The organism is Nocardia sichangensis (assembly GCF_047200615.1).
Classification (GTDB): Bacteria; Actinomycetota; Actinomycetes; order Mycobacteriales; family Mycobacteriaceae; genus Nocardia; species Nocardia sichangensis.
The window spans coordinates 81,067-101,171 of the sequence record NZ_JBJZOK010000007.1 but is presented as its reverse complement, the minus strand read 5'-3'; the positions used below and the strand labels follow the sequence as shown (position 1 = coordinate 101,171).

Annotated in this window: 16 protein-coding genes; 8 read left to right on the top strand and 8 right to left on the bottom strand. The window is 69.1% G+C overall.

Annotated elements, in window-relative coordinates; all coding sequences use genetic code 11:
• Window positions 1–31 precede the first annotated feature (31 nt).
• The 5 genes from ACL03I_RS12270 to ACL03I_RS12250 form a co-directional block, all read right to left on the bottom strand.
• The gene (locus tag ACL03I_RS12270; RefSeq protein WP_412805949.1) at window positions 32–1,054 is read right to left on the bottom strand and encodes a PP2C family protein-serine/threonine phosphatase; all 1,023 of its coding nucleotides are present in this window, start codon (window positions 1,052–1,054) and stop codon (window positions 32–34) included.
• Window positions 1,055–1,348: 294 nt separating this feature from the next.
• Complete coding sequence (locus ACL03I_RS12265) at window positions 1,349–2,389, bottom strand: AraC family transcriptional regulator (protein ID WP_412805948.1); 1,041 nt, start codon at window positions 2,387–2,389, stop codon at window positions 1,349–1,351.
• Window positions 2,390–2,557: 168 nt separating this feature from the next.
• Window positions 2,558–3,202: a pentapeptide repeat-containing protein gene (locus ACL03I_RS12260; protein ID WP_412805947.1), complete on the bottom strand. Its 645-nt coding sequence runs from the start codon at window positions 3,200–3,202 to the stop codon at window positions 2,558–2,560.
• Window positions 3,203–3,282: 80 nt separating this feature from the next.
• On the bottom strand, window positions 3,283–4,524 hold the full coding sequence (locus tag ACL03I_RS12255; protein WP_412805946.1) for an RNA polymerase sigma factor: 1,242 nt from the start codon (window positions 4,522–4,524) through the stop codon (window positions 3,283–3,285).
• 2 nt (window positions 4,525–4,526) lie between these two features.
• Window positions 4,527–4,940 carry a YciI family protein gene (locus ACL03I_RS12250; RefSeq protein ID WP_355075219.1) on the bottom strand — a complete coding sequence of 138 codons (414 nt, stop codon included), beginning with the start codon at window positions 4,938–4,940 and terminating at the stop codon, window positions 4,527–4,529.
• A gap of 155 nt (window positions 4,941–5,095) precedes the next feature.
• Here ACL03I_RS12250 and ACL03I_RS12245 point away from each other — a divergent pair, with 155 nt between their 5' ends.
• A complete protein-coding gene (locus ACL03I_RS12245) occupies window positions 5,096–6,271 on the top strand; it encodes a serine hydrolase domain-containing protein (protein ID WP_412805945.1) in 1,176 nt (391 codons plus the stop codon).
• Window positions 6,272–6,308: 37 nt separating this feature from the next.
• Here ACL03I_RS12245 and ACL03I_RS12240 read toward each other — a convergent pair whose 3' ends face one another.
• Together ACL03I_RS12240 and ACL03I_RS12235 are read right to left on the bottom strand one after the other, a co-directional pair.
• Window positions 6,309–6,452: a hypothetical protein gene (locus ACL03I_RS12240; protein ID WP_412805944.1), complete on the bottom strand. Its 144-nt coding sequence runs from the start codon at window positions 6,450–6,452 to the stop codon at window positions 6,309–6,311.
• A 183-nt stretch (window positions 6,453–6,635) separates the two neighbouring features.
• Entirely contained in the window at window positions 6,636–9,821 is a 3,186-nt protein-coding gene (locus ACL03I_RS12235) for an acetyl-CoA carboxylase family protein (RefSeq protein ID WP_412806039.1), read from the bottom strand.
• A gap of 55 nt (window positions 9,822–9,876) precedes the next feature.
• On the opposite strand from ACL03I_RS12235, the gene ACL03I_RS12230 reads away from it, so the two are divergent.
• Window positions 9,877–10,485 carry a TetR/AcrR family transcriptional regulator gene (locus ACL03I_RS12230; RefSeq protein ID WP_355075211.1) on the top strand — a complete coding sequence of 203 codons (609 nt, stop codon included), beginning with the start codon at window positions 9,877–9,879 and terminating at the stop codon, window positions 10,483–10,485.
• A 235-nt stretch (window positions 10,486–10,720) separates the two neighbouring features.
• Window positions 10,721–10,873, top strand: coding sequence for a hypothetical protein (locus ACL03I_RS12225; RefSeq protein ID WP_355075209.1), 153 nt, complete (start codon window positions 10,721–10,723; stop codon window positions 10,871–10,873).
• A 195-nt stretch (window positions 10,874–11,068) separates the two neighbouring features.
• Here ACL03I_RS12225 and ACL03I_RS12220 read toward each other — a convergent pair whose 3' ends face one another.
• Window positions 11,069–11,560: a GyrI-like domain-containing protein gene (locus ACL03I_RS12220; protein ID WP_364432241.1), complete on the bottom strand. Its 492-nt coding sequence runs from the start codon at window positions 11,558–11,560 to the stop codon at window positions 11,069–11,071.
• 172 nt (window positions 11,561–11,732) lie between these two features.
• On the opposite strand from ACL03I_RS12220, the gene ACL03I_RS12215 reads away from it, so the two are divergent.
• The 5 genes from ACL03I_RS12215 to ACL03I_RS12195 all read left to right on the top strand — a co-directional run bounded on the left by ACL03I_RS12215 (window position 11,733) and on the right by ACL03I_RS12195 (window position 20,079).
• Window positions 11,733–12,389 (top strand): TetR/AcrR family transcriptional regulator, encoded by a 657-nt coding sequence (locus ACL03I_RS12215; RefSeq protein WP_412805943.1) that lies wholly within the window; start codon window positions 11,733–11,735, stop codon window positions 12,387–12,389.
• A gap of 167 nt (window positions 12,390–12,556) precedes the next feature.
• On the top strand, window positions 12,557–13,039 hold the full coding sequence (locus ACL03I_RS12210) for a nuclear transport factor 2 family protein (protein ID WP_412805942.1): 483 nt from the start codon (window positions 12,557–12,559) through the stop codon (window positions 13,037–13,039).
• Between the two features lie 787 nt (window positions 13,040–13,826).
• Complete coding sequence (locus ACL03I_RS12205) at window positions 13,827–15,296, top strand: NAD(P)/FAD-dependent oxidoreductase (protein WP_356965660.1); 1,470 nt, start codon at window positions 13,827–13,829, stop codon at window positions 15,294–15,296.
• 50 nt (window positions 15,297–15,346) lie between these two features.
• The gene (locus ACL03I_RS12200; RefSeq protein WP_412805941.1) at window positions 15,347–17,053 is read left to right on the top strand and encodes a 3-deoxy-7-phosphoheptulonate synthase; all 1,707 of its coding nucleotides are present in this window, start codon (window positions 15,347–15,349) and stop codon (window positions 17,051–17,053) included.
• 698 nt (window positions 17,054–17,751) lie between these two features.
• Window positions 17,752–20,079, top strand: coding sequence for a sensor histidine kinase (locus ACL03I_RS12195; RefSeq protein ID WP_412805940.1), 2,328 nt, complete (start codon window positions 17,752–17,754; stop codon window positions 20,077–20,079).
• Window positions 20,080–20,105 lie beyond the last annotated feature (26 nt).

The window sequence follows — 20,105 nt, the reverse complement described above, 5'->3', positions numbered from 1 at the left end:
GATGACCATACGCAACCATGAACACCACTGTCTATGGAACAGGCGAACGGCTCTCCCACGGAACCGGCGCGAGCGCGACCGTGATGTTGTCGCCGCCACCGCAACGCAACGCGAACTCCGCGAGCGCGCGGGCAGCCTCCGCGGGCGCCTTCGCTGCCACCTGGTCGGCCAGCGTGGCGGGCGCGGGCGAGTAGTTCCACAGCCCGTCGGAGCACAGCAGCAGCACACCGGGCCCCGAGACGCGCACCGTCCGAACACAATTGTCCGCCCACGGCTTCGGCGGACTGTCCGCGCCGAGCCAGCGGATCAGCGTGTGCGCCCGGGGATCGGCCATCGCCGCGCGCTCGTCCATCGCACCCGCGTCGACCAGTGCCTGTGCCCACGAGTCGTCGACGGTCAAGCGCTGGGCGTGCTCGTCGCGCTGGGTCGGCAGCCAATAGGCGCGGCTGTCACCGACGTTCGCCACGGTGATCTCGGTTTCCGAGCCGTGGTGGGCGACGATGGCGGACACGTACGTGCACGAGGGCGCGGGACCATCGGGAACGTCCACGTCGCGGACCGCCTGCACCGCGGCCGCCAACCCGGCCATGATCGCCTCGGTCGCGGGCTGTCCGGCCGCGAGCGCGGCGGCGGTCGCGCCGACACCGGCCCGGACCGCCGCACCGGAGGCCACCTGCGGCCGGGACGAAGTCGACACGCCGTCACTGACCGCGATCACGACCGACGCGTCCGTTTCCGGCACCACGCCTTCCAGCACCCCGGCCGCGACGGCGTCCTCGTTGCGCGCATGGACGATGCCGCGATCGGTGAGCACCGCCACCGCGCCCAGATCGGTGTCGAAGCGATCCGCCACCGGTCGCGACCGGCCGCACCGCGCACAGCGCCCGTCGGCGTAGAAGTGGTCGCCTCCGCAATCGGCGCACGACGTCGCGTCGGGACCGGGCAGCGCTATGTATCGATAACCGAGTTCCCGACCGCAGGACCCGCACCGCAGGCCGTCGAGTCCGACAGCCGAGCATCCGGCGCAGCGTAGGTCGGCACCTTCATCGTTCATCGGACGGCTCCCCTGCCGACAGTGCCGCGGCCGGCGGGCGCGCCATGCTCCGGAAGTCGTTGGCCCAACCGTAACCACAGTGGCGTATTGCTGGTGCGAACTTCCACACCCTCCTCCTTCATCTCCCCGGCAGGCCGACTCCGATCGCGATAGTACGGGAGTGTTCCGGGTCTGGATCCCGGTGCCGGATCTCCCTGCCCGCTGCCCGGCAGCACGATAGCCGACGGTCTGCCCGCACCCGCGAGAGATGGCACCCCGCGCCGGATGATCCGCACGAGGGCAGCCGCTCGTCGCTCAGACCAGCTCGGGCGACCGATGCGACCGCCGCCCCCGCGTGCGAAACGTCTGCGGAGGACAGCCCTGCCAACGGCGGAAGGCCCGGATGAAGGACGCCGCCTCCGCATAGCCCAGTCGCGCGGCGACCTGTTCGGTGGTCATGTCGGTGTGCGCGAGCAGCACCTCCGACATGGTCTGGCGTACCTCGTCCAGCAGCGCCCGGAACGAGGTGCCCTCCTCGTTCAGCCGCCGCGACAGGGTGCGCGAGCTCATGAACAGCCCGAGAGCGACTGTCGCCTGATCGGGGATCTCACCCGGAGTGCGAACGAGGCGGTCGCGCACCGACGCCGCGACGCCGGTCCGTGACCGGCGCCGGTCCAGCAGGTCGCGGCACAGTTGTCCGCAGTTGTCCCGCGCGGCGGCGTTCGCCGGTGGCAGCGGCCGGTCCAGCACACCGCGGTCGAAGACCACCGCGCTCGTCGGCGCACCGAAAACCGGCGCCACCCCGAAGACGTCGCGGTACCGCTCGAGGTCGCGCGGACCGGCGTGCCGGAAACCGACCCGCCGCACCGGGACGCCCACGGCGAACAATTCACGATCGAAAGCGGGCAATCCGGCCAGGGCCGCTTCGGCGAAGAACGCCCGCATCTCGGGCGGGATGTCGGCGTCGTCGAACACCAGCCGCGCTTCGCCGTCGGCTTCCTCGATGGCCAGTCGCCCGAACGGCACTGTGCGACCGATGTAGCGCGACCCCACCTCGATCAGCTCACGCAGCGTCCGGCTGCCCAGCAGCGCGAGACCCCACGGCCAGCGCGACCGCACATCGCGCCGGACCGCCGCCGCGAGACCGAGTCCCGGCTCGTCGCCGAACCGGCCGAGCACCGTCTGCACCACCAGCAGTTCGTCCTGCGCGGTGATCTCGGCGGCGGGGTCGCCCAGATCGGCGGGCGCCAGCGTGGTACCGGCCAGGCACTCGGCGGGCGCCATGCCCCGCTCTCCGGCGATGCGTACGAGCGCACGCACGCCTGCGGTGCTGCGGAGGGGATCCGGATCGACCATGACTCGCGTCCTCGATGAAGCGGTACTGCGCGGTATCGGCGCAATGTATCAATCGGGTGTCGTGCGCACCGGCGGTTCGCCGAAATGTCGTCACGGCAGCCGCTGGCAGCCAGCTGTTTTCGTCGCCGGAACGGTAGCCGTGTCCGGTGTCGCGTGAGTTCGGCGCCATCAATCCCGCACGGTGATACCGATGGAACGCGCGAAGGCGGGCGCGAGATCCATCAGCTGCGGACTGCTGATCGTCGCCCCGCGCAGGCTGTCGAGCCCGTCGGCGACATCCAGTGCCGTCGCGCCGCGCAGGTCCGCTTTCACCACGCGAGCGTTGCGCAGCGAGAGCCGGACGAGCGCCGAACCGGGCACCGTGATCTCGGTCAGCGCGGCCTCGGCGAAGTCACAATCGCGCAGCACGCAGTCGGTGAAGGTCACCTCGCGCAATTGGGCCCGGCGAAAGTTCACCGAGTCGAACTTGCACCCTTCGAATCGCACCCGCCGCAGGTTCGCCCCCGCGAAGTCGACACCGGACATCGCGCCCGCCACCACCTCACTGTCCAGCCACGCCGTGTCGGCCAATTCGGTGCCGACCCAGCGGACGTGGCGCAGCCACACATCGGTGAACCGGCTGTAGCGCAGCGTGCCGCGGGTGAAGCTGTTCGAGCTGAACGCCGACTCGTTGAAGCGCGCGTGCGACACATCGATGTCGTCCAGCGCACCGCCGTCGACCCGGACGCAGTCGTAATCGCCCTCCGCTTCGAGGTCCCCGTCCAAGGCGGTGAGATACCGCGCGTAGGGCAGGTCGTCGAGTTCGCGCGCCATGCACTCCTCCAGTTCGTCACGAAGATCGGTCGGCGACGAGTATTCCGGTGCGCAACGACAAGTTCGGCCGCTGATCGAGATCAGTCGCCGCTCGACTCCAGCCGGGCCGCGCGCGACAGCAGGTAGCGCTGCTGCGGAATACTCGTTGTCCGCTCCGCGGCGGCCAGATATGCCCCGCGGGCGCCGGCGATGTCGCCGAGCATCTCCAGCAGGTGTCCGCGCACGGCGGGCAATCGGTGGTCGCCGGCGAGACGCTCGCCGAGATCGTCGGCCAGCTTCAGCCCCGCCGCAGGTCCCACTGCCATCGCCACCGCGACCGCGTGGTTCAGCGCGACGATCGGATTGTCGGCCGCCGCCAGCAGGCGTTCGTAGAGCAGGGCGATCTGCGGCCAGTCCGTCGCGGCGTAGCTGGGCGCCTCGTCGTGCAGTGCGGCGATCGCGGCTTGCAACTGATACGGCCCCGGAATCCCCCGTGGTAGTGCGGCGGTGATCAGTGCGATTCCCTCGGCGATCGTGCCCGCGTCCCATCGGCTACGGTCCTGCTCCTCCATCGGGATCAGCTCGCCGCCGGGGCCGGTGCGTGCGGCACGACGGGCGTCGGTGAGCAGCATCAGCGCCAGCAGTCCCGCCACTTCGTCGTCCTCGGGCAGCAGGCGGTGCACGAGGCGGGTGAGCCGGATCGCCTCGGCCGACAACTCGACCCGATGCAGGTGCGGGCCGGAGGTGGCGGCGTAGCCCTCGGTGAAGATCAGATACAGCACGTGTAACACGGCGGCCAGCCGGTCGGCGCGGTCGGCCGCGGACGGCGGGGCGAACGGCACGCCGCTGCGTGCGATGGTGCGCTTCGCCCGGCCGACGCGTTTCGCCATGGTCGGTTCCGGAACCAGGAAGCACCGGGCGATCTCCGCGGTGGTGAGGCCGCCGACCGCGCGCAGCGTGAGCGCGACCTGGGAGGACGGCGACAGCGCGGGGTGACAGCACAGGAACAGCAGGATCAGGGTGTCGTCGGCGTCGCTGGGCTGCCGGTCGGCGGGCGGCGTCAGCCAGTCCTCCGGCAGCGCCCAGCGGGCCACGGTCTGTTCGCGTTGCCTGCGGGCCTGCTCGGCCCGCAGCAGATCGGTGAGCCTGCGCGAGGCGACGGTGATCAGCCAGGCCAGCGGTTTGGCCGGGACACCGTCGGCGGGCCACTGCGTCGCCGCGGCGAGCAACGCCTCCTGCACCGCGTCCTCCGCGGTGTCGAAGTGCCCGTACTTGCGCACGAGCGCGGCGAGGACCTGCGGCGCCAACGGGCGCAGCAGGTCCGTCGCCACCGGATCGGGCACGGTCAGCCGAATTCGGGAGCGGCTTCGGCGATCGGGCGCACATCGGCGTAGACCGATTGGAGCACGTGCGCGGGAGCTGGGCACTTGTTGAGTTCGGCCGCGATCTCGGTGGCGCGGTCGAAGCTCTCGCATTCCACGATCCAGAATCCCGCGAGCACTTCCTGGGTCTCGGCGTAGGGGCCGTCGGTGACGAACGGCTTTCCGTCCTTGATGCCCAGCCGCCTGGTGTGTACCGGCTCCGCCAGTCCGCGGGTCTCCACGAGTTCGCCCGATTCCTCGAGCTTCTTGTTGAGCTCGGTCATGAACTGGGTCAGTGCCGCGAATTCCTCGGCCGTCCACGCGGGCTTGCCCGTGTCCTTGCCGACCATGCCGTCATAGTCCCGCTGCGAGGCGTAGCTCAGGATCATGTATTTCATGGCGATTCCTCTGGGTCGTCGGCGCCCCGGTGGCGCCGCTCGTCTGGAACGTCGGAGCCGCTGACCATTCTCGGACATCGCGGTGGAAAAAACTTCTCGATGGTGGTCACCAGGCCGGATGCTCTGCTCGGCCGCGTCGTGCCATGCTGTCCCGCATGATCATCGAGGGAACGGCCGCCGCCGGCTACGAGGCCGTGCGGGAGGCGTTCGCGGCCGATTTCACCGAGCAGGGCGACATCGGCGCCGCGGTCTGCGTGTACCTGGACGGGCGGCCGGTGGTCGATCTGTGGGGCGGAACGGCCGATCCCGATACCGGGCGACCGTGGCAGCGCGACACCTTGCAGCTGGTCTATTCGGCGACGAAAGGCGTCGTCGCCACCATCGCGCACCTGCTCGCGCAACGGGGCGAACTCGATCTCGACGCTCCGGTGGCACGCTACTGGCCGGAATTCGCGGCGGCGGGTAAGGCCGACATCCCGGTGCGCTGGCTGCTGACGCACCAAGCGGGCCTTGCGGCGCTGGACAAGCCCGTCGAACTGGGTGACGCACTGGCCTGGACGCCGATGGTGGACGCGCTGGCCGCGCAAGCGCCGAATTGGCCCCCCGGCACCGCGTTCGGGTATCACGGGCGCACCTACGGCTGGCTGGTCGGCGAAGTGATCCGCCGCGTGTCCGGTCGCACGCCCGGCCGGTTTCTCGCCGAGGAGATCGCGGGTCCGCTCGATATCGACTTCTTCATCGGCCTGCCACCGTCCGAGCAGGCCCGGGTCAGCCGCTTGGTGTTCGCGCCCGCGCCCGACTTGACCGCGGTGCCCGAGGACGCCGTTCCCGAGTCGCTGCGTCCGCTGCTCGCGGCGATGCGTGATCCGCAGGCCCTGGTCAATCGGGCCTTCCAGATCACCGACCCGGCGGACATCGACTTCAATTCACCGGCCGTCCAAGCCGCGGAACTGCCAGCGAGCAACGGCATCGGCACGGCTCGCGGCCTGGCGCGTCTGTACGCGGCACTCGTCGGCGAGGTCGAGGGCACGCGCCTGCTCACCGCCGACACTCTCGCCGCTGCCAGCCGGGAACAGGTCGCGGGCACCGATCACGTCCTGATGCTGCCCGGCCGTTATGCCTCGGGGTACATGCTGCCCACCGCGGAACTGCCACTGGGCGGAGCCGCCTCGTTCGGCCATCCGGGCCGCGGCGGCAGTCTCGCGTTCGCCGATCCCGAACGCCGTCTCGCCTTCGCCTACGTCACCAACCATATCGTCGAAGGCGCGCTCGATCTGCGCGCCCGCAACCTGGTCGACGCGCTGAACGGCGTGCACGCGACCGCGCGCTGAGCGTTCGCTCCGCCGCGACGCGCGCAGGCCCACCCGGTCACCGGGTGCGGCGGTTCAGCGCACGGTCAACGTGCACGTCGACGAGTCCGGCGAGCCGGTCGGCGATCCGCGTGGTCGTCGCGTCGTCATCGCCGAGTGCCACGCGCCTCCGCGCCGTGCCGGTCGCTGGATCGGTGGTCACGGTCAACTCGTGGCAGGTCTCTCTGCCGTGGATATGTCGCGGGCGTTGCCCGGCTCGTCGGTCCTCGATCCCGTGGTGAGGACGGACCGTCCTGGCACGGCGCCTGATAGGGCGCGCGTGCGGATCATGATCTCGATCCGAAGCGCGTGGCGGGTCGCGCCGGATCCCTGGCTGCCGTACCGGTCAGCGCAGCGTACGGATCCAGCGGCGCGTATCGGCCGGATCGATGACGTCGTCGACTTCCAGAACGGTGGCGGCGGTGAGAGCCTTGCCGTTGGCATAGGCGAGCTGGACCAGGTTGTCGAACGCCTGCTGCCGCTCGCCCGGATCCTCGATGGCGGCCAGCTCTTTCGCGAACCCGAGGCGGACCGCGCCCTCCAGGCCCATGCCGCCGATCTCGCCGGTCGGCCAGGCGATGACGAACCGGGGAGCGCGAAACGAGCCCGCCGCCATGGCCTGAGCGCCCAGACCGTAGCCCTTGCGCACGATGACGGTGCCCAGCGGCACCGACAGCGCGGCGGAGTCGATGAACAGGCGGCTGAACTTCGTCACCGTGGCGTCCTTCTCCGCGTCGGGGCCCACCATGAAGCCCGGTGTGTCGCAGAAGGAGACGATCGGCAAGCCGTGCTCGTCACACAGACGTAGGAACATGCTGAGCTTGTCGGCGGCCGGAGCATCGATCGCCCCGCCGTGATGATGGCAGTCGTTGGCGATCAAACCGAACGGCCGTCCCTCGACCCGGATCAGTGCGGTAATGATCCCGGCCGCCCAGTCGCGGCGCAGCTCCAGCACCGACCCGACATCCGCGACGGCCTCGATCGCGGCACGAATATCGAACGCATGCAGCCGATTCTCCGGAACCACGTGCCGCGCCAGCCGCGGGTCCGGCGCGGTCCATTCCTCGATGTCGCCTTGGAAGTAGGCGAGATAGCGCCGCGCGGTGGCGACCGCCTCCGCCTCGTCCGCGGCCACGATGTGCACGACGCCGTTGCGACGCTGCACCTCGACGGGGCCGATGTCCTCCGGGGCGTAGACGCCCAGGCCGCCGCCCTCGATCATGGCGGGGCCGCCCATGCCGATATTCGCGTCGGGAGTGGCGATCACGACATCGCACATGCCGAGCAGCGCCGCGTTGCCCGCGAAGCAGCGTCCGGACACGATGCCGATCAGCGGAACCCGGCCCGAGAGTGCGCCCATCGCGCGGAAGGTGGTCACGTCCAGACCGGAGATGCCGGGATAGTCGGTGTCGCCCGGCCTGCCGCCGCCGCCCTCGGTGAAGAAGATCACCGGAAGCCGTTGTTCGCGTGCGAGTTCCAGCATACGGTCGGTCTTGACGTGGTTGCGCATCCCTTGGGTGCCCGCCAGCACCGTGTAGTCGTAGGACAGCACCACCGCGCGCGAGCGGCCGGGACCGAATCGCTCGGCGCCGACGGTGGCCACGCCCGCGATCAGGCCGTCCGCGGGCGTGTTCGCGATCAGGTCCTCCGGACTGCGACGCAGGCGCTGGGCGGCCACCGCGAGCGCGCCGTACTCCACGAAGCTGTCCGCGTCGACGAGGTCGGTGATGTTCTCCCTGGCGGTGCGCCGCCCGAGCCGATGGCGTTTGGCGACCGCCTCCGGCCGTGCTTCGTCGAGCACTCCCCGTCGGCGGGCGTGGACTTCGGCCAGGTCGGCGCGCACCGCATCCAGGTCCACCGCGGTGTGATCCATGACCGCGCCCTCGTGCTCGGCGGGGACGAAGGTCAGCAGCGGCGCGTGCGAATCGACGACCGCGCCGATCGCCGCCACGTGGCGGCACACGCGCAGGTCCTGCTCGGCGCGCACCACGTGCTGCATCTTCATCGCTTCCAGCACCGCGACCTCGCCGCCCGCCGCGACCACGACGCCGGGCTCGGTGAGCGCGACCACCGTGCCACCCATGGGCGACCGCACCGCCTCCTCGTCGCCGTCCAGCGTCACTTCGGCGGCCGCGCTCTCTTCCCGGTCGGGCGCAGCGGGCACGACGACGGCGAAATCATCCGCCCGCCGGACCAATTCGTCGACGTTCCGCTCGAACCACGTGGTCGGCACGACGCGGCCCTCCGACAGATCCGTCAAGATCGCGCGCAGCACGGCGATATTGGTGTCCACCCCGGTCACGACGGTCTCGGCCAGCGCGTCGGCGCACCGGCGCAGCGCGGCCGGATAGGACGGTCCGCGAGCGATGACCTTGGCCAGTAACGAGTCGAAGCGCGCGTCCTGCCGCATACCGGTGAACGCGGCGGTGTCGACCCGTACGCCGACTCCGGTCGGTGGCGCGAACCGGGTCAGCGTGCCGGTGCCGGGCAGCACGTCGCCGCCCGCGGTGACGGTTTCGGCGTTCAGGCGCGCCTGCACCGCGTAACCGCGCGCGGAACCGGGATCGGGGAGCGCGAGATCGGCCAGCGTGGCGCCGCGGGCGAGATCGCATTGCACCGCCACCAGATCGATTCCCAGAACCGCTTCGGTGACGGTGTGCTCGACCTGCAGCCGCGGGTTGACCTCGAGAAACCACGCCTCGTCGCCGCGCGCCAGGAATTCGACGGTGAGGACACCGCGGCAGCCGACGGATTCGGCGAGCCGGACCGCCCAGCGATGCAACCGCTCGCGCAACCCGGCCGGCAATTCGGGGGCGGGCGCGACCTCGAGCAGTTTCTGCTGCCTGCGCTGCACGCTGCAATCGCGGTCGCCGACCGCCGCCGCCACGGCTCCGTCGGTGACGATCTGAACCTCGATGTGCCGCGCGCCGGTGATCAGCGCCTCCGCGTAGACCGCGTCGTCACCGAATCCGGCCAGCGCCTCCGCGCGGCAGCGTTCGAACACCTCCGGGAGGCGGGCCGCGTCGCGCACCGCACGCATACCGCGCCCGCCACCGCCCGCCGCGGCCTTCACCATCACCCCGTCGGGATGCGCGGTGAGCAGTGCCCGCACCTCGGCGATGTCCGCGCCGCGGGGGCTCGCCGGGATCACCGGGACACCCGCGCGCTCGGCCGCCGCGCGTGCCGCGGTCTTGTCGCCGAAGATGTCGAGCGCTTCGGGCGACGGACCGACGAACACGAGTTCGGCCGCCGCGCACGCCTTCGCGAATTCGGCGCTCTCGCTGAGGAATCCGTAGCCTGGGTGCACCAACGCGCCGGGGCCCGCCTTCCTCGCCGCCGTGACGACGGCCGCGACATCGAGGTAGGCGGAGGCTCCCACGCCGGGCAATGGCACGGCATCGTCGGCCAGACGGACGTGCAGCGCGTCTCGTTCCTCGGCGGTGTGCACCGCGAGGGTTCGCCAACCCCGTTCCCGGGCGGTGCGCAACACGCGGACCGCTACTTCTCCCCTGTTCGCCACGACGACCTGCATGCCGCCCAGTCTCGTTGACATTGACGTCAACGTCAATATGGGTCACCATATCGGCGTGACCCAGTCCACCTGGTCGGTGCGCGCCGCGCGGGAGCGCTCGCACACCTCCCGGCACCGCGATCTGCTCGACGCCGCGACCCGCGTGTTCGCCGAGCGCGGCTACGACAACACCACCGTCGCCGCCATCACCGCCGAGGCCGGCGTCTCCCGCGCGACGATGTACGTGTACTTCGCCTCCAAGGAGGAGATCTTCCTCGCGCTGGCCGAGCGGGTGCGCGACGACTTCCTCGCCGCGCAGGAGCCGGGCATCGAGGACGAAGATCCGCGGAATATGCTGCGCGCCACCATCGAATCCTTCGCCACAGCGGTCGCCGCGGCGGGACCTCTGCTGCGCCTGATCGATGAGCGCGGGTCCGTGGACCCCAAGGTTGCGGCGCTGTCCGAGGAGATCACCGAACGGCCGATCCGCCGCTTCACCCGGTATCTCCAGCGTCAACTCGACGCGGGCCGCATCACCCCGGTGGCGACGCCGCGGGTGATCGCGGAAACGATCGGCTACACCCTCACCGCGGGCATCCTCGCGCGTCGGACCGCCGACGAATCCAGCCGTGCGGAGTATCGCGAGGCCATGGGAAAGGTCGCGGAAACTCTGCTCGGCCTGTAGCCCGTCACCGCCTGACCTGCGTCATTCTTTTCCCTGCTGATCGCCGCCACCGCACCGCGAGAGCCGTGCATCATGCATTCAATTGACTTACAGCGCGATTGAACCCGTCGAGCGCCGCGTCCAATATGGCTGGACCGGGCGCTCCCCTCGGTTTGCCGCGCAGCTCCAGGGGTAGGCCGATTCGCGATAGCCCCACCCGGACCGGACACCCGACTTTTCCCGAGGAGAAGCAGTCATGAATCAGCCCCACGACACCACCGACAAGGACGACTCGCACGAAACATCGAACGCGCGGGAAAAGGGCATTCTCGAAGGCCACTCCGAGAACTCCGGCAATCTGGCGGGCCCGGGGCCCAACACCGACCGAGACGAGGACCCCGATACGTGAAGCCGCCAAGCCGGGCCGACGCGAGGATCAGCGTCGTGAGATTCCGGGACGCCACTTCCGAAACGGCCTGCGGGTCATCCTGACCGGCCTACGAACGGAGTAGCTCGCGCCGGGGATGTCTTCGATTCGACGCAATCCCGCCGAAGCTGCCGCCGACAGTTCGCCGGCTGCGCCGTCGGTCGGGCGCGGGTTCGATCATCGCTGCGCTACCGGCCAGTTCAGCTCGGTGCGCAGATCCGTGGGGTCCATGTCCGGAGCGGGCTTGGTCAGGTAGACCTCCCACCGCAGCGGCTCCGCGGCCAGTCCCTGCTCATCGATCCAGGCCCGCAGGTGTTCCCAGGCGGCAGCCAAGCCGTCGAATCCACCGGCGTGCACGATCCTCGCCACGCGGCCCGCGGGCAGGCAACCGGCCCTGACGTCGCGCTCCGGGCGCAGGCCCCGGTCGACCGCGAACCCCACCTCCAGATCCAGCGTGGCATCGGACTCCGCCCGATACACGCAGAATGCCGGCCCCTCGATCGTCGCGCCTTGTCCGGCGACGACCTCCGGCAGGATCCGGAACGACCGGTCGAAGAAGTCTCGCAAGCCCGCGGGTGGGACACGGTCACGGATAACCGCCGTGGTGACCTCCGGGACATCGAGCAATTCGGGATCGGCCGTGGAGGCGGCAGCCAGGTCGTCGGTCATGATTCTCCTTGCTCAGGTCGCGGATACTCCCTCACCAACGACGCCGTGACCGCCGGAAACTCATCGGTTCCGCCGTGCGCCGGGTCTCATGGTCACGGGCTCGAGCCGAAACGTGCGAAGCTTTGTACCAGCCGGTTCAATCTGATATTCGTCGGCGTACTAGACTGCGGGAGTGGCAGCAGTGACATCGCAAGCCGGACAGGCGGCTTCGCGCGGGCGGATCGACAAACGGCAGGCGATCCTGGACGCGGCGTTCGCGGTCTTCGCACGCCGCGGTTACGCGCAGGCGTGTGTGCAGGAGATCGCCGAGGCGGCAGGCGTCGCCAAGCCGACCATCTACAATCACCTCAACGACAAGGAAACCCTGTTCCGGCACACGCTGGCGGCCGCGGGCGACGCGGTGCTGGCCGAGAACCTGGCGGTCGTGGACCGGTTGCGCAACCCCGGCCCCGACTTGCGCGCCACGCTGGAGGACCTGGCGTACCGGCTGATCCGGGTCTGCTGCTCCGAGCGATCCCGGTCGCTGCGGTGGCTGACCTACGGGCAGGTCGCCCAGTTCCCCGACCTGATCGACATCGTGGTGAGCCGCACGTCCGACCAACTGGCCGATGCGCTGGCCGACCGGCTGGCGCGCCTGTCGCTGTCCGGCCGCTTGCGCGCGTGCGACCCGGCCACCGCCGCGGAACAGTTCCTCGCGCTGATCACCGGCCCGATGGAGGGCCGCTCACGGCTGGGCACCCGCAAGGTCTCCACTACCGAGATGCGCGCGGTCGCCACGACGGGGGTCGACACCTTCCTGCGCGCCTACGAAGCGAAGGAAACCCCCTGAGCCCGTAGGCCGTCCGCTTGGAAACCGCCTCCACCGTCGACGCGCAGGAGCGCACCGCGTCCGCCGCACCTGGCGAGAGCCGCAGCGCACCTGCGAAGTACCGCTGCCGCCGAATTCGACACCGTACGACTCGCCGCGCGATACCTTGTCGCCGGGAAAGGACCGACGTGACCGGCTCACCAGAAGATCTGCTCGCGACCATCGAAGCCGAGCGGGCGATCTACCGCACGTTTTATCACTTCTTCCGACTCGCGGACACCGGGGAGAGCGAACGTTTCGTCGAATGTTTCACACCGGACGCGCTGATCGAGTACCGGATCATGCCCGGCCCGGTGGTGCGCTTCCACGGACGCGACGAGTTCACCGCGTACATGAGCCGCGCGCCGAAATCCCAGCGCGCCATGGTGGCGCATGTCGCCGGGCAGGCCACCATCGAGTGGACCGAGGACGGCCCGCTGCTCACCGCCTACGCCACGGTATGGCATTGGTTCGCCACCAGGGAATTCGCCGACACCAACCGCCCCGCGGACTGGACCACCATCGGCCTGGTGCAGGACAGATACGAGAAATACGACGGCGAGTGGCTGATATCCCACCGCGACGTACGGCCGGTCGCGGGCCGGGTCGCCGCCGGACGCGGCCCGGCCTGAACTCGCCCCTTCTCGCCCATTTCCCGGCACTTCGCCGCCTTCACGCGACGCGACACCGACTTCCGTGATCGCGAACGCCCGTTCCTGGATGACTCGGCGGTCGTGTCGCCGTTCGCGCCCTCTCGATGACGGCTCGGCGCACGCCACCGAGTTCGCCCACCGGAGTGTCACAACCACCGACACCGCGAAATTCTTTACCGCGCAGGTCAGAAGGGTCGGCAAATCGGCCGCGCCACAACGTCGTCCGCTCGCCTGGACCGTCGCCGGGAGTTGGCCGAAGCCGAGACCTGGTCACCAGCGCGGTAACTCTGGGTGAACGGCTCGTGCAACGCGAGGGTCCGCCGTATCCTTGGATCCGTTGGGAAAGAGGGGTGATGACCGAACGACCTATGTCATCGCCGCCTACCCCCTGACCTCCACATTCCCCGCCGCGACTGCATGGCGCTGGCGAAACACTTCCTCCCGCAACGGTTTCCACAGAAGATGTGATGTCCACCATCTTCGGCGTCGCAGCTCATGCCCAGTGACGGCAGTCCAGCGGCAAGGTCTCCTGCGGGCATTTTGGCAACCCTTCAGTAACCCGGGGGCGGATAGACCGATGGTTGCCAAATAGCTTGTATCTATTGAGGTTTGGCTATCAATTGCTACAATCGAACCGTGCACCGTTAGTTTAGCTAATCAGTGGCAAAACTAGATCCGGACGCGTCGAAGACCGCGGCTCGCCCGGAGTTCTTGCACCACTGAGGCGGGCGCACGATCCGTTGTCGGCAGTTCCAGGGAGTTCGCTATGGACAATCCGCATGTTCTGGTCATCGGTGGCGGCCCAGCCGGGTCCACCACCGCAGCCCTGCTCGCGAAATCGGGGGTCCGGGTGACCCTCCTGGAACGAGATAAGTTCCCGCGCTACCACATCGGCGAGAGCCTGTTGGCTTCGGTCCTGTCGACCTTGCGCGTCTCCGGCGCCTACGACGCGGTGGCCGCCCACGGCTTCCAGATCAAACGAGGTGGCCACTTCCAGTGGCAGGACGACAACTGGTTGCTGGACTGGTCCAAGCTCGTGGACGCCGAGGCCTGGTCCTGGCAGGTCCAACGCGACGTCTTCGACGAACTGCTGCTGCGCAACGCCGCCGAGCAGGGTGCGCGAGTGATCGAGCAGGCCACGGTCACCAACGTCCTGTTCGAGGGCGACCGGCCGACGGCCGTGGAATGGACCGTCGACGGTGACGACGAAGTGCACACCACCGAGATCGACTTCCTCGTCGACGCCTCCGGCCGCGCGGGCGTGCTGGCCAAACACCAGGTCGTCGATCGTCAGCAGCATCCCGCCTTCCGCAACGTCGCCGTGTGGTCGTATTGGGAAGGCGCACACCTACATCCGGACAGCCCGGAGGGCGCGATCAACGTCGTCTCCACGCCGGAGGGCGGCTGGTTCTGGAACATTCCGCTCTCGAACGGCCGCCACAGCGTCGGCTATGTCGTCTCGGCGCGCAAAGCCGCTCCGAAACTCCGCGAACTCGGCCGAGAGGCGTACTACGCACAGACCATCGCCGACAGCGCGGCGATGAGCAAGTTGCTCGTCGGTGCGCGGCAGGTCGCGGAGGTCAAGGCGGAGCAGGACTACTCCTACACCTCCGACCGGTTCAGCGGTCCGGGCTGGGTGGTCGTCGGCGACGCGGCCTGCTTCCTCGATCCGCTGTTGTCCAGCGGCGTGCATCTCGCGACGTACTCCGGCCTGGTCGCCGCGGCGGCGATCGCGACGATCCTGCGCGGCGAACTGAGCGAGTCCGCCGCGCTGGCCTTCTACGAGGACGCCTATCGCCGGGCCTACACGCGATTCCTCGTCCTGGTGTCGCGGATGTACGAGCAGTATGTGGGCTCGGAGGAGTATTTCGCGCACGCGGGCACCTTGACCACCGGGCACAGCGGCGACACGAAGCAGGCTCAGTTCACCGAGATCATGGCCGGCCTGACCGACATGGACGAGTCCTCGGGCGTGCAACAGCGCGCCGCGACCGCGACCATCATCTCCGCGGCCGAAGGTCTGCACGCGGAGTCGGCGAACCTCGAGTACATGGGCCACCTCGACATGTCCGTCGTGTGGGATCACTGGCGCGATCCGTTGGCGGACACGACGACCGGCCAGTTGCGCATCACGACCGAGCCGGTGCTCGGCCTCACCGATCGGCCGCGGACCGAAGCGGAGATCGCCGCCGTGGCTCGTCCGGTTCTCCCCCCGACGGCTGCCACCACCCTTTAGCGCCGGTACCGGCACGGATTTCTCGTGACAGGCACTGCACGGAGCCGGTCGTGACGATCACGCACACCGGCCCCGAACCACCGGGTGATCGCCCGCCCGGTGGTTCGGGATTGCGCACCCACGACGAGATCGGGCGATTCGACCACCCGCTGACCAGGATGCTGCTGGCGAGTGACGGATTCACCACCCCTGCGCTGGCGGCGATACTTCGCACCGACCTGCACGTGCGGGTATTGCGTCAGGACGACATCGCGGCCGGCCGGCTGCCGACCACGGTCACCGACGCTTTGGGCGTATCCGGTTCCGATCGCGTCATCGTCCGCCGCTCCTGCCTGGTCAACGCCGACTTGGTCACCGCATCCATCAATTACGTCGTCGCGGTGCGCGCGGGCGCGGCGGCTTCCGGTATGGACGATGTGCGGGTGCCGATCGGGACCGGACTCATCTCCCGCGGCGTATCCCAGCAGCGGCATCTCCTGCGGACCGGCGTGGTGCGGTGGCCGGACGGTCGCCTCTGCGCGGCACGGGCATACGTCATGACCCTCGGGGATCGGCCGCTCTGCTACATCCGGGAGGCGTTCAACCCGGACGTCATCCCACCCGACCACGCCGCCACGGCCGGTGCCGATCCGCCTTGGGCCGACGAACCGGAACCCGCGCGGCCGGGGTCGTTCCTGGTGGCGAGCCGACTGTTCGAGGCGCGCGAATTCCTGGGCAGCGTACAGCGGGGTGCGGACTCCGCAGCGCCACCCATCCGCCTGCGGCATTCGCGGCCCGGGCCCATACAACCCCACGAATGTGAGGTCCTCACCGCGGATTTGGCGAAAGCAGCACGGGGAGATGGTTTCGTCCTGCACCTCGGTGGCCGCGACGACGCCCCTGCCGGCGACGACACCAGAACGGTCGCCGCGCGCAGGGCACTGACGTACGCGGCGGCCGCGGTCATGACGCATGGGCTGGGAGCGGCGACGGTCACCATCGAACGAGCGCCCGGACGACACCGCGGCGACCTCCGCGCTGTCGCGGCGCTCGACGAGTGGCCCGCCGACCGCTTGCCGATCACGCTGTGCGTGAACATTTTGCGCCGCGCCGCCGACCGATCGCACGATCCGGTGCGACGCGACCTGCTCCGCGCGGTGAGCGGGCTGTTGCCCGTCGCCGCGATCGCACCGCCGGGCGCCAGTGAACTGCACAATTGGCTACCGCTGCTGCGCATCTCCCGCGAACCGGTCGTCCCGCCCGGCCAGGGACCCGACGAACGATGGTGGGATCGCTCGGCACACCTTTTGTGGCTCGACGATCGGGCGGGGGCTCTCGCCCACGACCGAATGCGGGTCGCCATCCATGCCGGTAACCCTGTCGCGGTAGCACTCGGCTCCGCCACTACCCCGGACGACATCGAGTTCCTCTGTCGCACATTGAATCCGCGGAAAGAGCCGGGGCGGCTCACACTGGTCCCCCGACTCGGCGTCGCCCGTACCCTCGATACGCTTCCGTCCTTGTTCGCCGCGGCCGCCGCGTGTGACACACCGATCTGCTGGGTGTGCGATCCGATGCCGTCCACGCGCATGCCGCACGGCGGCGGCGACTTCGGTGCCGACGATGTCGCCGACGTGATTCGCGCGTTCTTCGACACGTGCCGAACGACCGGCACCGTTCCCGGCGGCCTGCATCTCGAATGCGGCCCCGACCCCGTCGAAACGCTTCATCGCGTTATCGCCGCGCTCGAACTGCGGGCCACCTGGTCACCGCGATGACACGAACTCCCGGCGCGGCGCCGACGGTCCGGTAACGAGGGCCACGCTGGAATCGTTCGCCGGGCACCCGGCGGCGCTCCGGGACTTCGCAACGCTTGCACGAACAGCGCGGGTCGCAGCGGCGAGTGCCGGTGTGGCGATCGAGCGACGGATTTATTGCCAGCAGCGGGAATCGGATATCGAAGTGGGCGCTATATCATCACCCGGTTCCGTGGACATTGGGCTGCCCTTCTCGGTGTCTGGTCCGATGACACGGTACCGATCACCCATATCGCACAGGCGGACAGCTGAGGAATCGAACGAGCTGTCCATATACGACCAGAACCATCGGTAAGTTAGAGATTGATGTTCGCTCTGGTTCTCGCAGCTGCGGATCGGCTACGCTATACCGCCGAGTGGCAATCCTTCCGGGCGCGTTTACGGTCGACGATCACGCGCGGAGCCCGGCGCACCCGAGCTCGCGTGCTCGAATTTCGGAATAATTTCGATTCACTTGTTGGTCCAAGCGAATCCGTGGGATTCGCGATCGAACCGCTACACTTTCGTTATTCTTCGGAACGGGTACAGGTGAGGTGCCGCCCGGGTCGGGCGGGGCCGTGTCAGAGGGTAGGCATTTTCCAGCCGTGAGCAAGTGGTCAGAGCTGCGCGAATCCGCTATGGGAGTGGTTCGGTCGAGCCGGCGTGATGTCCGTGGTCGAGTGAGTGTCCGGGTACGCCTGCTGGCGATCGTGCTCATATCGAGCGTCACGCTACTCATCATCGGTGTGGGCGCGGCCGGCTATCTGGTGCGATCCGCCCAGGCGGCCAAGGAATGGGCGGAGCTGGCCAGCAGCACGACGGCACCGGCCATCCTCATGGTCCAGGCGTTCCAGGAGGAGCGTCGCCTGTCGCTGTTGTCCCTGGCCGGTGACACCGAAGTCGCCCGCGGGCTCGCCGCCGCACGCCAGCGTTCGGACGCGGCGCTGGCGGGAGTGATGGCGAAAGGCGATGCCGCCCGCAAACTGAATCCCGGCGGGTCCGCCTCCGATATCGAGGGCTACAACAAGCTGTTCGCGATGGTTCCGACGCTGCGCGGCGGGGTCGACACCCGGCAGGCCGCGCCGCACGAGGTTTTCGAAGTCTTCAGCGGGGTCATCGGCACGATCATCGCCGCGTCGACGCTCGCCGCCCGGGTGGCGCCGGAAGCCGATATCGCCATGGAACTGAACTACGGCGTCGAGCCCCTACGCGCGGCCGAAGCCCTGTCGATGGCGGACACCCTGGGCGCGGTGGCGCTGACCGTCGGCGAGAACACTCCCGCGCAATTGACCGAATTCAGCCGGTTGGTAGGCGAATTCCGCAGTGAGGTCGCCTACTCCGGCCGCGTGTTGAAGAACAAGCGACTCGCCCAACTCCAGGAGATCACCGCCGGATCGGCCTATCAGAAGCTCGTCGCGATGCAGGACGCGGTGCTGGTGCGCGGTCCGGTGGAGGCGGGCTCCGACTCCGACGAGTCCACCGGTACCGGTAGGACCCAGAGCGGCCGCTCGGCCTCCAGGACCACGTCGTCGTTGCCCATGGGTGTCACGGCCTGGCAAGAGGCCTCCGGCCAGGTCTCGGCGGCCCTGCTGAAGCTCTGGGACGACCAGAGCCGCGACGCGCACCAGATCGCGCGCGAGCGAGGCGATGAAACCGCGCGGCGGTCCATGCTCGGTGGCGCGGGGGTGCTGTTGGTCGCGACCATCGCCTTCCTCGCGGCGTTGATCATGGCCAATCGCTTCATCGGGCGAATGCGGCGATTGCGGCGCGACACACTGGAACTGGCGGACCAGCAGCTGCCCGATCTCATGGGCAGGCTCGGCCGAGGCGAAAGCATCGACTCCGAGGCCGAGTTGGCCCGACTGGATTTCGGTTCCGACGAATTGGGCCAGGTGGCCGACGCCTTCAACCGCGCCCATGTCGCGGCCGTGTCCGCCGCGGTCGCCGAGGCGAAGACGCGAACGGGCGTCAACGCGGTATTCCTCAACATCGCCCATCGCAGCCAGGTCGTGGTGCACCGCCAGTTGGCGCTGCTCGATCAAGCCGAACGCAAGGAGGAGAACGCCGACCAGCTCGAGCTGCTGTTCCAGCTCGACCACCTGGCGACGCGGGCCCGCCGCAACGCCGAGAACCTCATCATCCTCGGCGGCGAGAAGCCGGGTAGACGCTGGCGCAAGCCGGTTCCACTGATCGATCTGGTCCGCGCCGCCGTCGCCGAAAGTCTCGACTACGCCAGGATCCAGACCGGCAGGCTGCCGGAACTCCAGGTGTCGAGCAACGCCGTCGCCGACCTGATCCACCTGATGGCCGAGCTGATGGACAACGCGACAGCCTTCTCACCCCCGCAGGCGCGGGTCGAGGTGTCCGGCGTCGTGGTCGGGCGCGGCGTCGCGGTCGAGATCATCGATCAGGGCTTGGGCATGTCGGAGGCCGACTTCGCCGCGCGCAACGAACTGCTGTCCAACCCACCGGATTTCAGTGTGGTGACCTTGTCCAGCGACACCAGGCTCGGATTGTTCGTCGTCGCGAAATTGGCGCACCGGCACGGTGTTTCGGTACGTCTGGGCGAGTCGGCCTACGGCGGCGTGCGGGCGGTGGTGCTCATTCCGAGCGCACTCCTGCGGTCGGAGACCTCGCCGCGCGAGCAGAGCGACGCTGACCCCATCGAGCCCGTGCGGCCGCAGGCGCCGGACGACCTCCCGCCTCGACCGGCGCCGGTACCGGGCCGATCGGCATGGTTCACCCCGGCCTCCGAGCAACCGGCCCCGGCACCGATCCCGCACGGCGACGACCGTGGCTTCGACACCGCGGCCACACCAGATCCCGGTCCGGCCGCGGACGCCAGGCCGCCGCTCCCACGCCGCCGCCGTCAATCTCCCCAGGAGCAGGAGCAGACGGCGCCCGCCGCCCCGATACGACAGCGGACCGCCGATGAAGCACGCAATCTGATGAGTGCCATCGAGAACGGCACCCGCCAGGGACGCCGGAAGCGTCCCGACTTCGATTAGTCCGCAATCCCCCCTTTGCAGAAGGC

What these genes read in the sequence shown, in the direction of transcription:
- ACL03I_RS12270 (WP_412805949.1), bottom strand. Translation starts at nt 1,054, where the DNA reads ATGAACGATGAAGGTGCCGACCTACGCTGCGCCGGATGCTCGGCTGTC.
- ACL03I_RS12265 (WP_412805948.1), bottom strand. Translation starts at nt 2,389, where the DNA reads ATGGTCGATCCGGATCCCCTCCGCAGCACCGCAGGCGTGCGTGCGCTC.
- ACL03I_RS12260 (WP_412805947.1), bottom strand. Translation starts at nt 3,202, where the DNA reads ATGGCGCGCGAACTCGACGACCTGCCCTACGCGCGGTATCTCACCGCC.
- ACL03I_RS12250 (WP_355075219.1), bottom strand. Translation starts at nt 4,940, where the DNA reads ATGAAATACATGATCCTGAGCTACGCCTCGCAGCGGGACTATGACGGC.
- ACL03I_RS12245 (WP_412805945.1), top strand. Translation starts at nt 5,096, where the DNA reads ATGATCATCGAGGGAACGGCCGCCGCCGGCTACGAGGCCGTGCGGGAG.
- ACL03I_RS12235 (WP_412806039.1), bottom strand. Translation starts at nt 9,821, where the DNA reads ATGCAGGTCGTCGTGGCGAACAGGGGAGAAGTAGCGGTCCGCGTGTTG.
- ACL03I_RS12225 (WP_355075209.1), top strand. Translation starts at nt 10,721, where the DNA reads ATGAATCAGCCCCACGACACCACCGACAAGGACGACTCGCACGAAACA.
- ACL03I_RS12220 (WP_364432241.1), bottom strand. Translation starts at nt 11,560, where the DNA reads ATGACCGACGACCTGGCTGCCGCCTCCACGGCCGATCCCGAATTGCTC.
- ACL03I_RS12205 (WP_356965660.1), top strand. Translation starts at nt 13,827, where the DNA reads ATGGACAATCCGCATGTTCTGGTCATCGGTGGCGGCCCAGCCGGGTCC.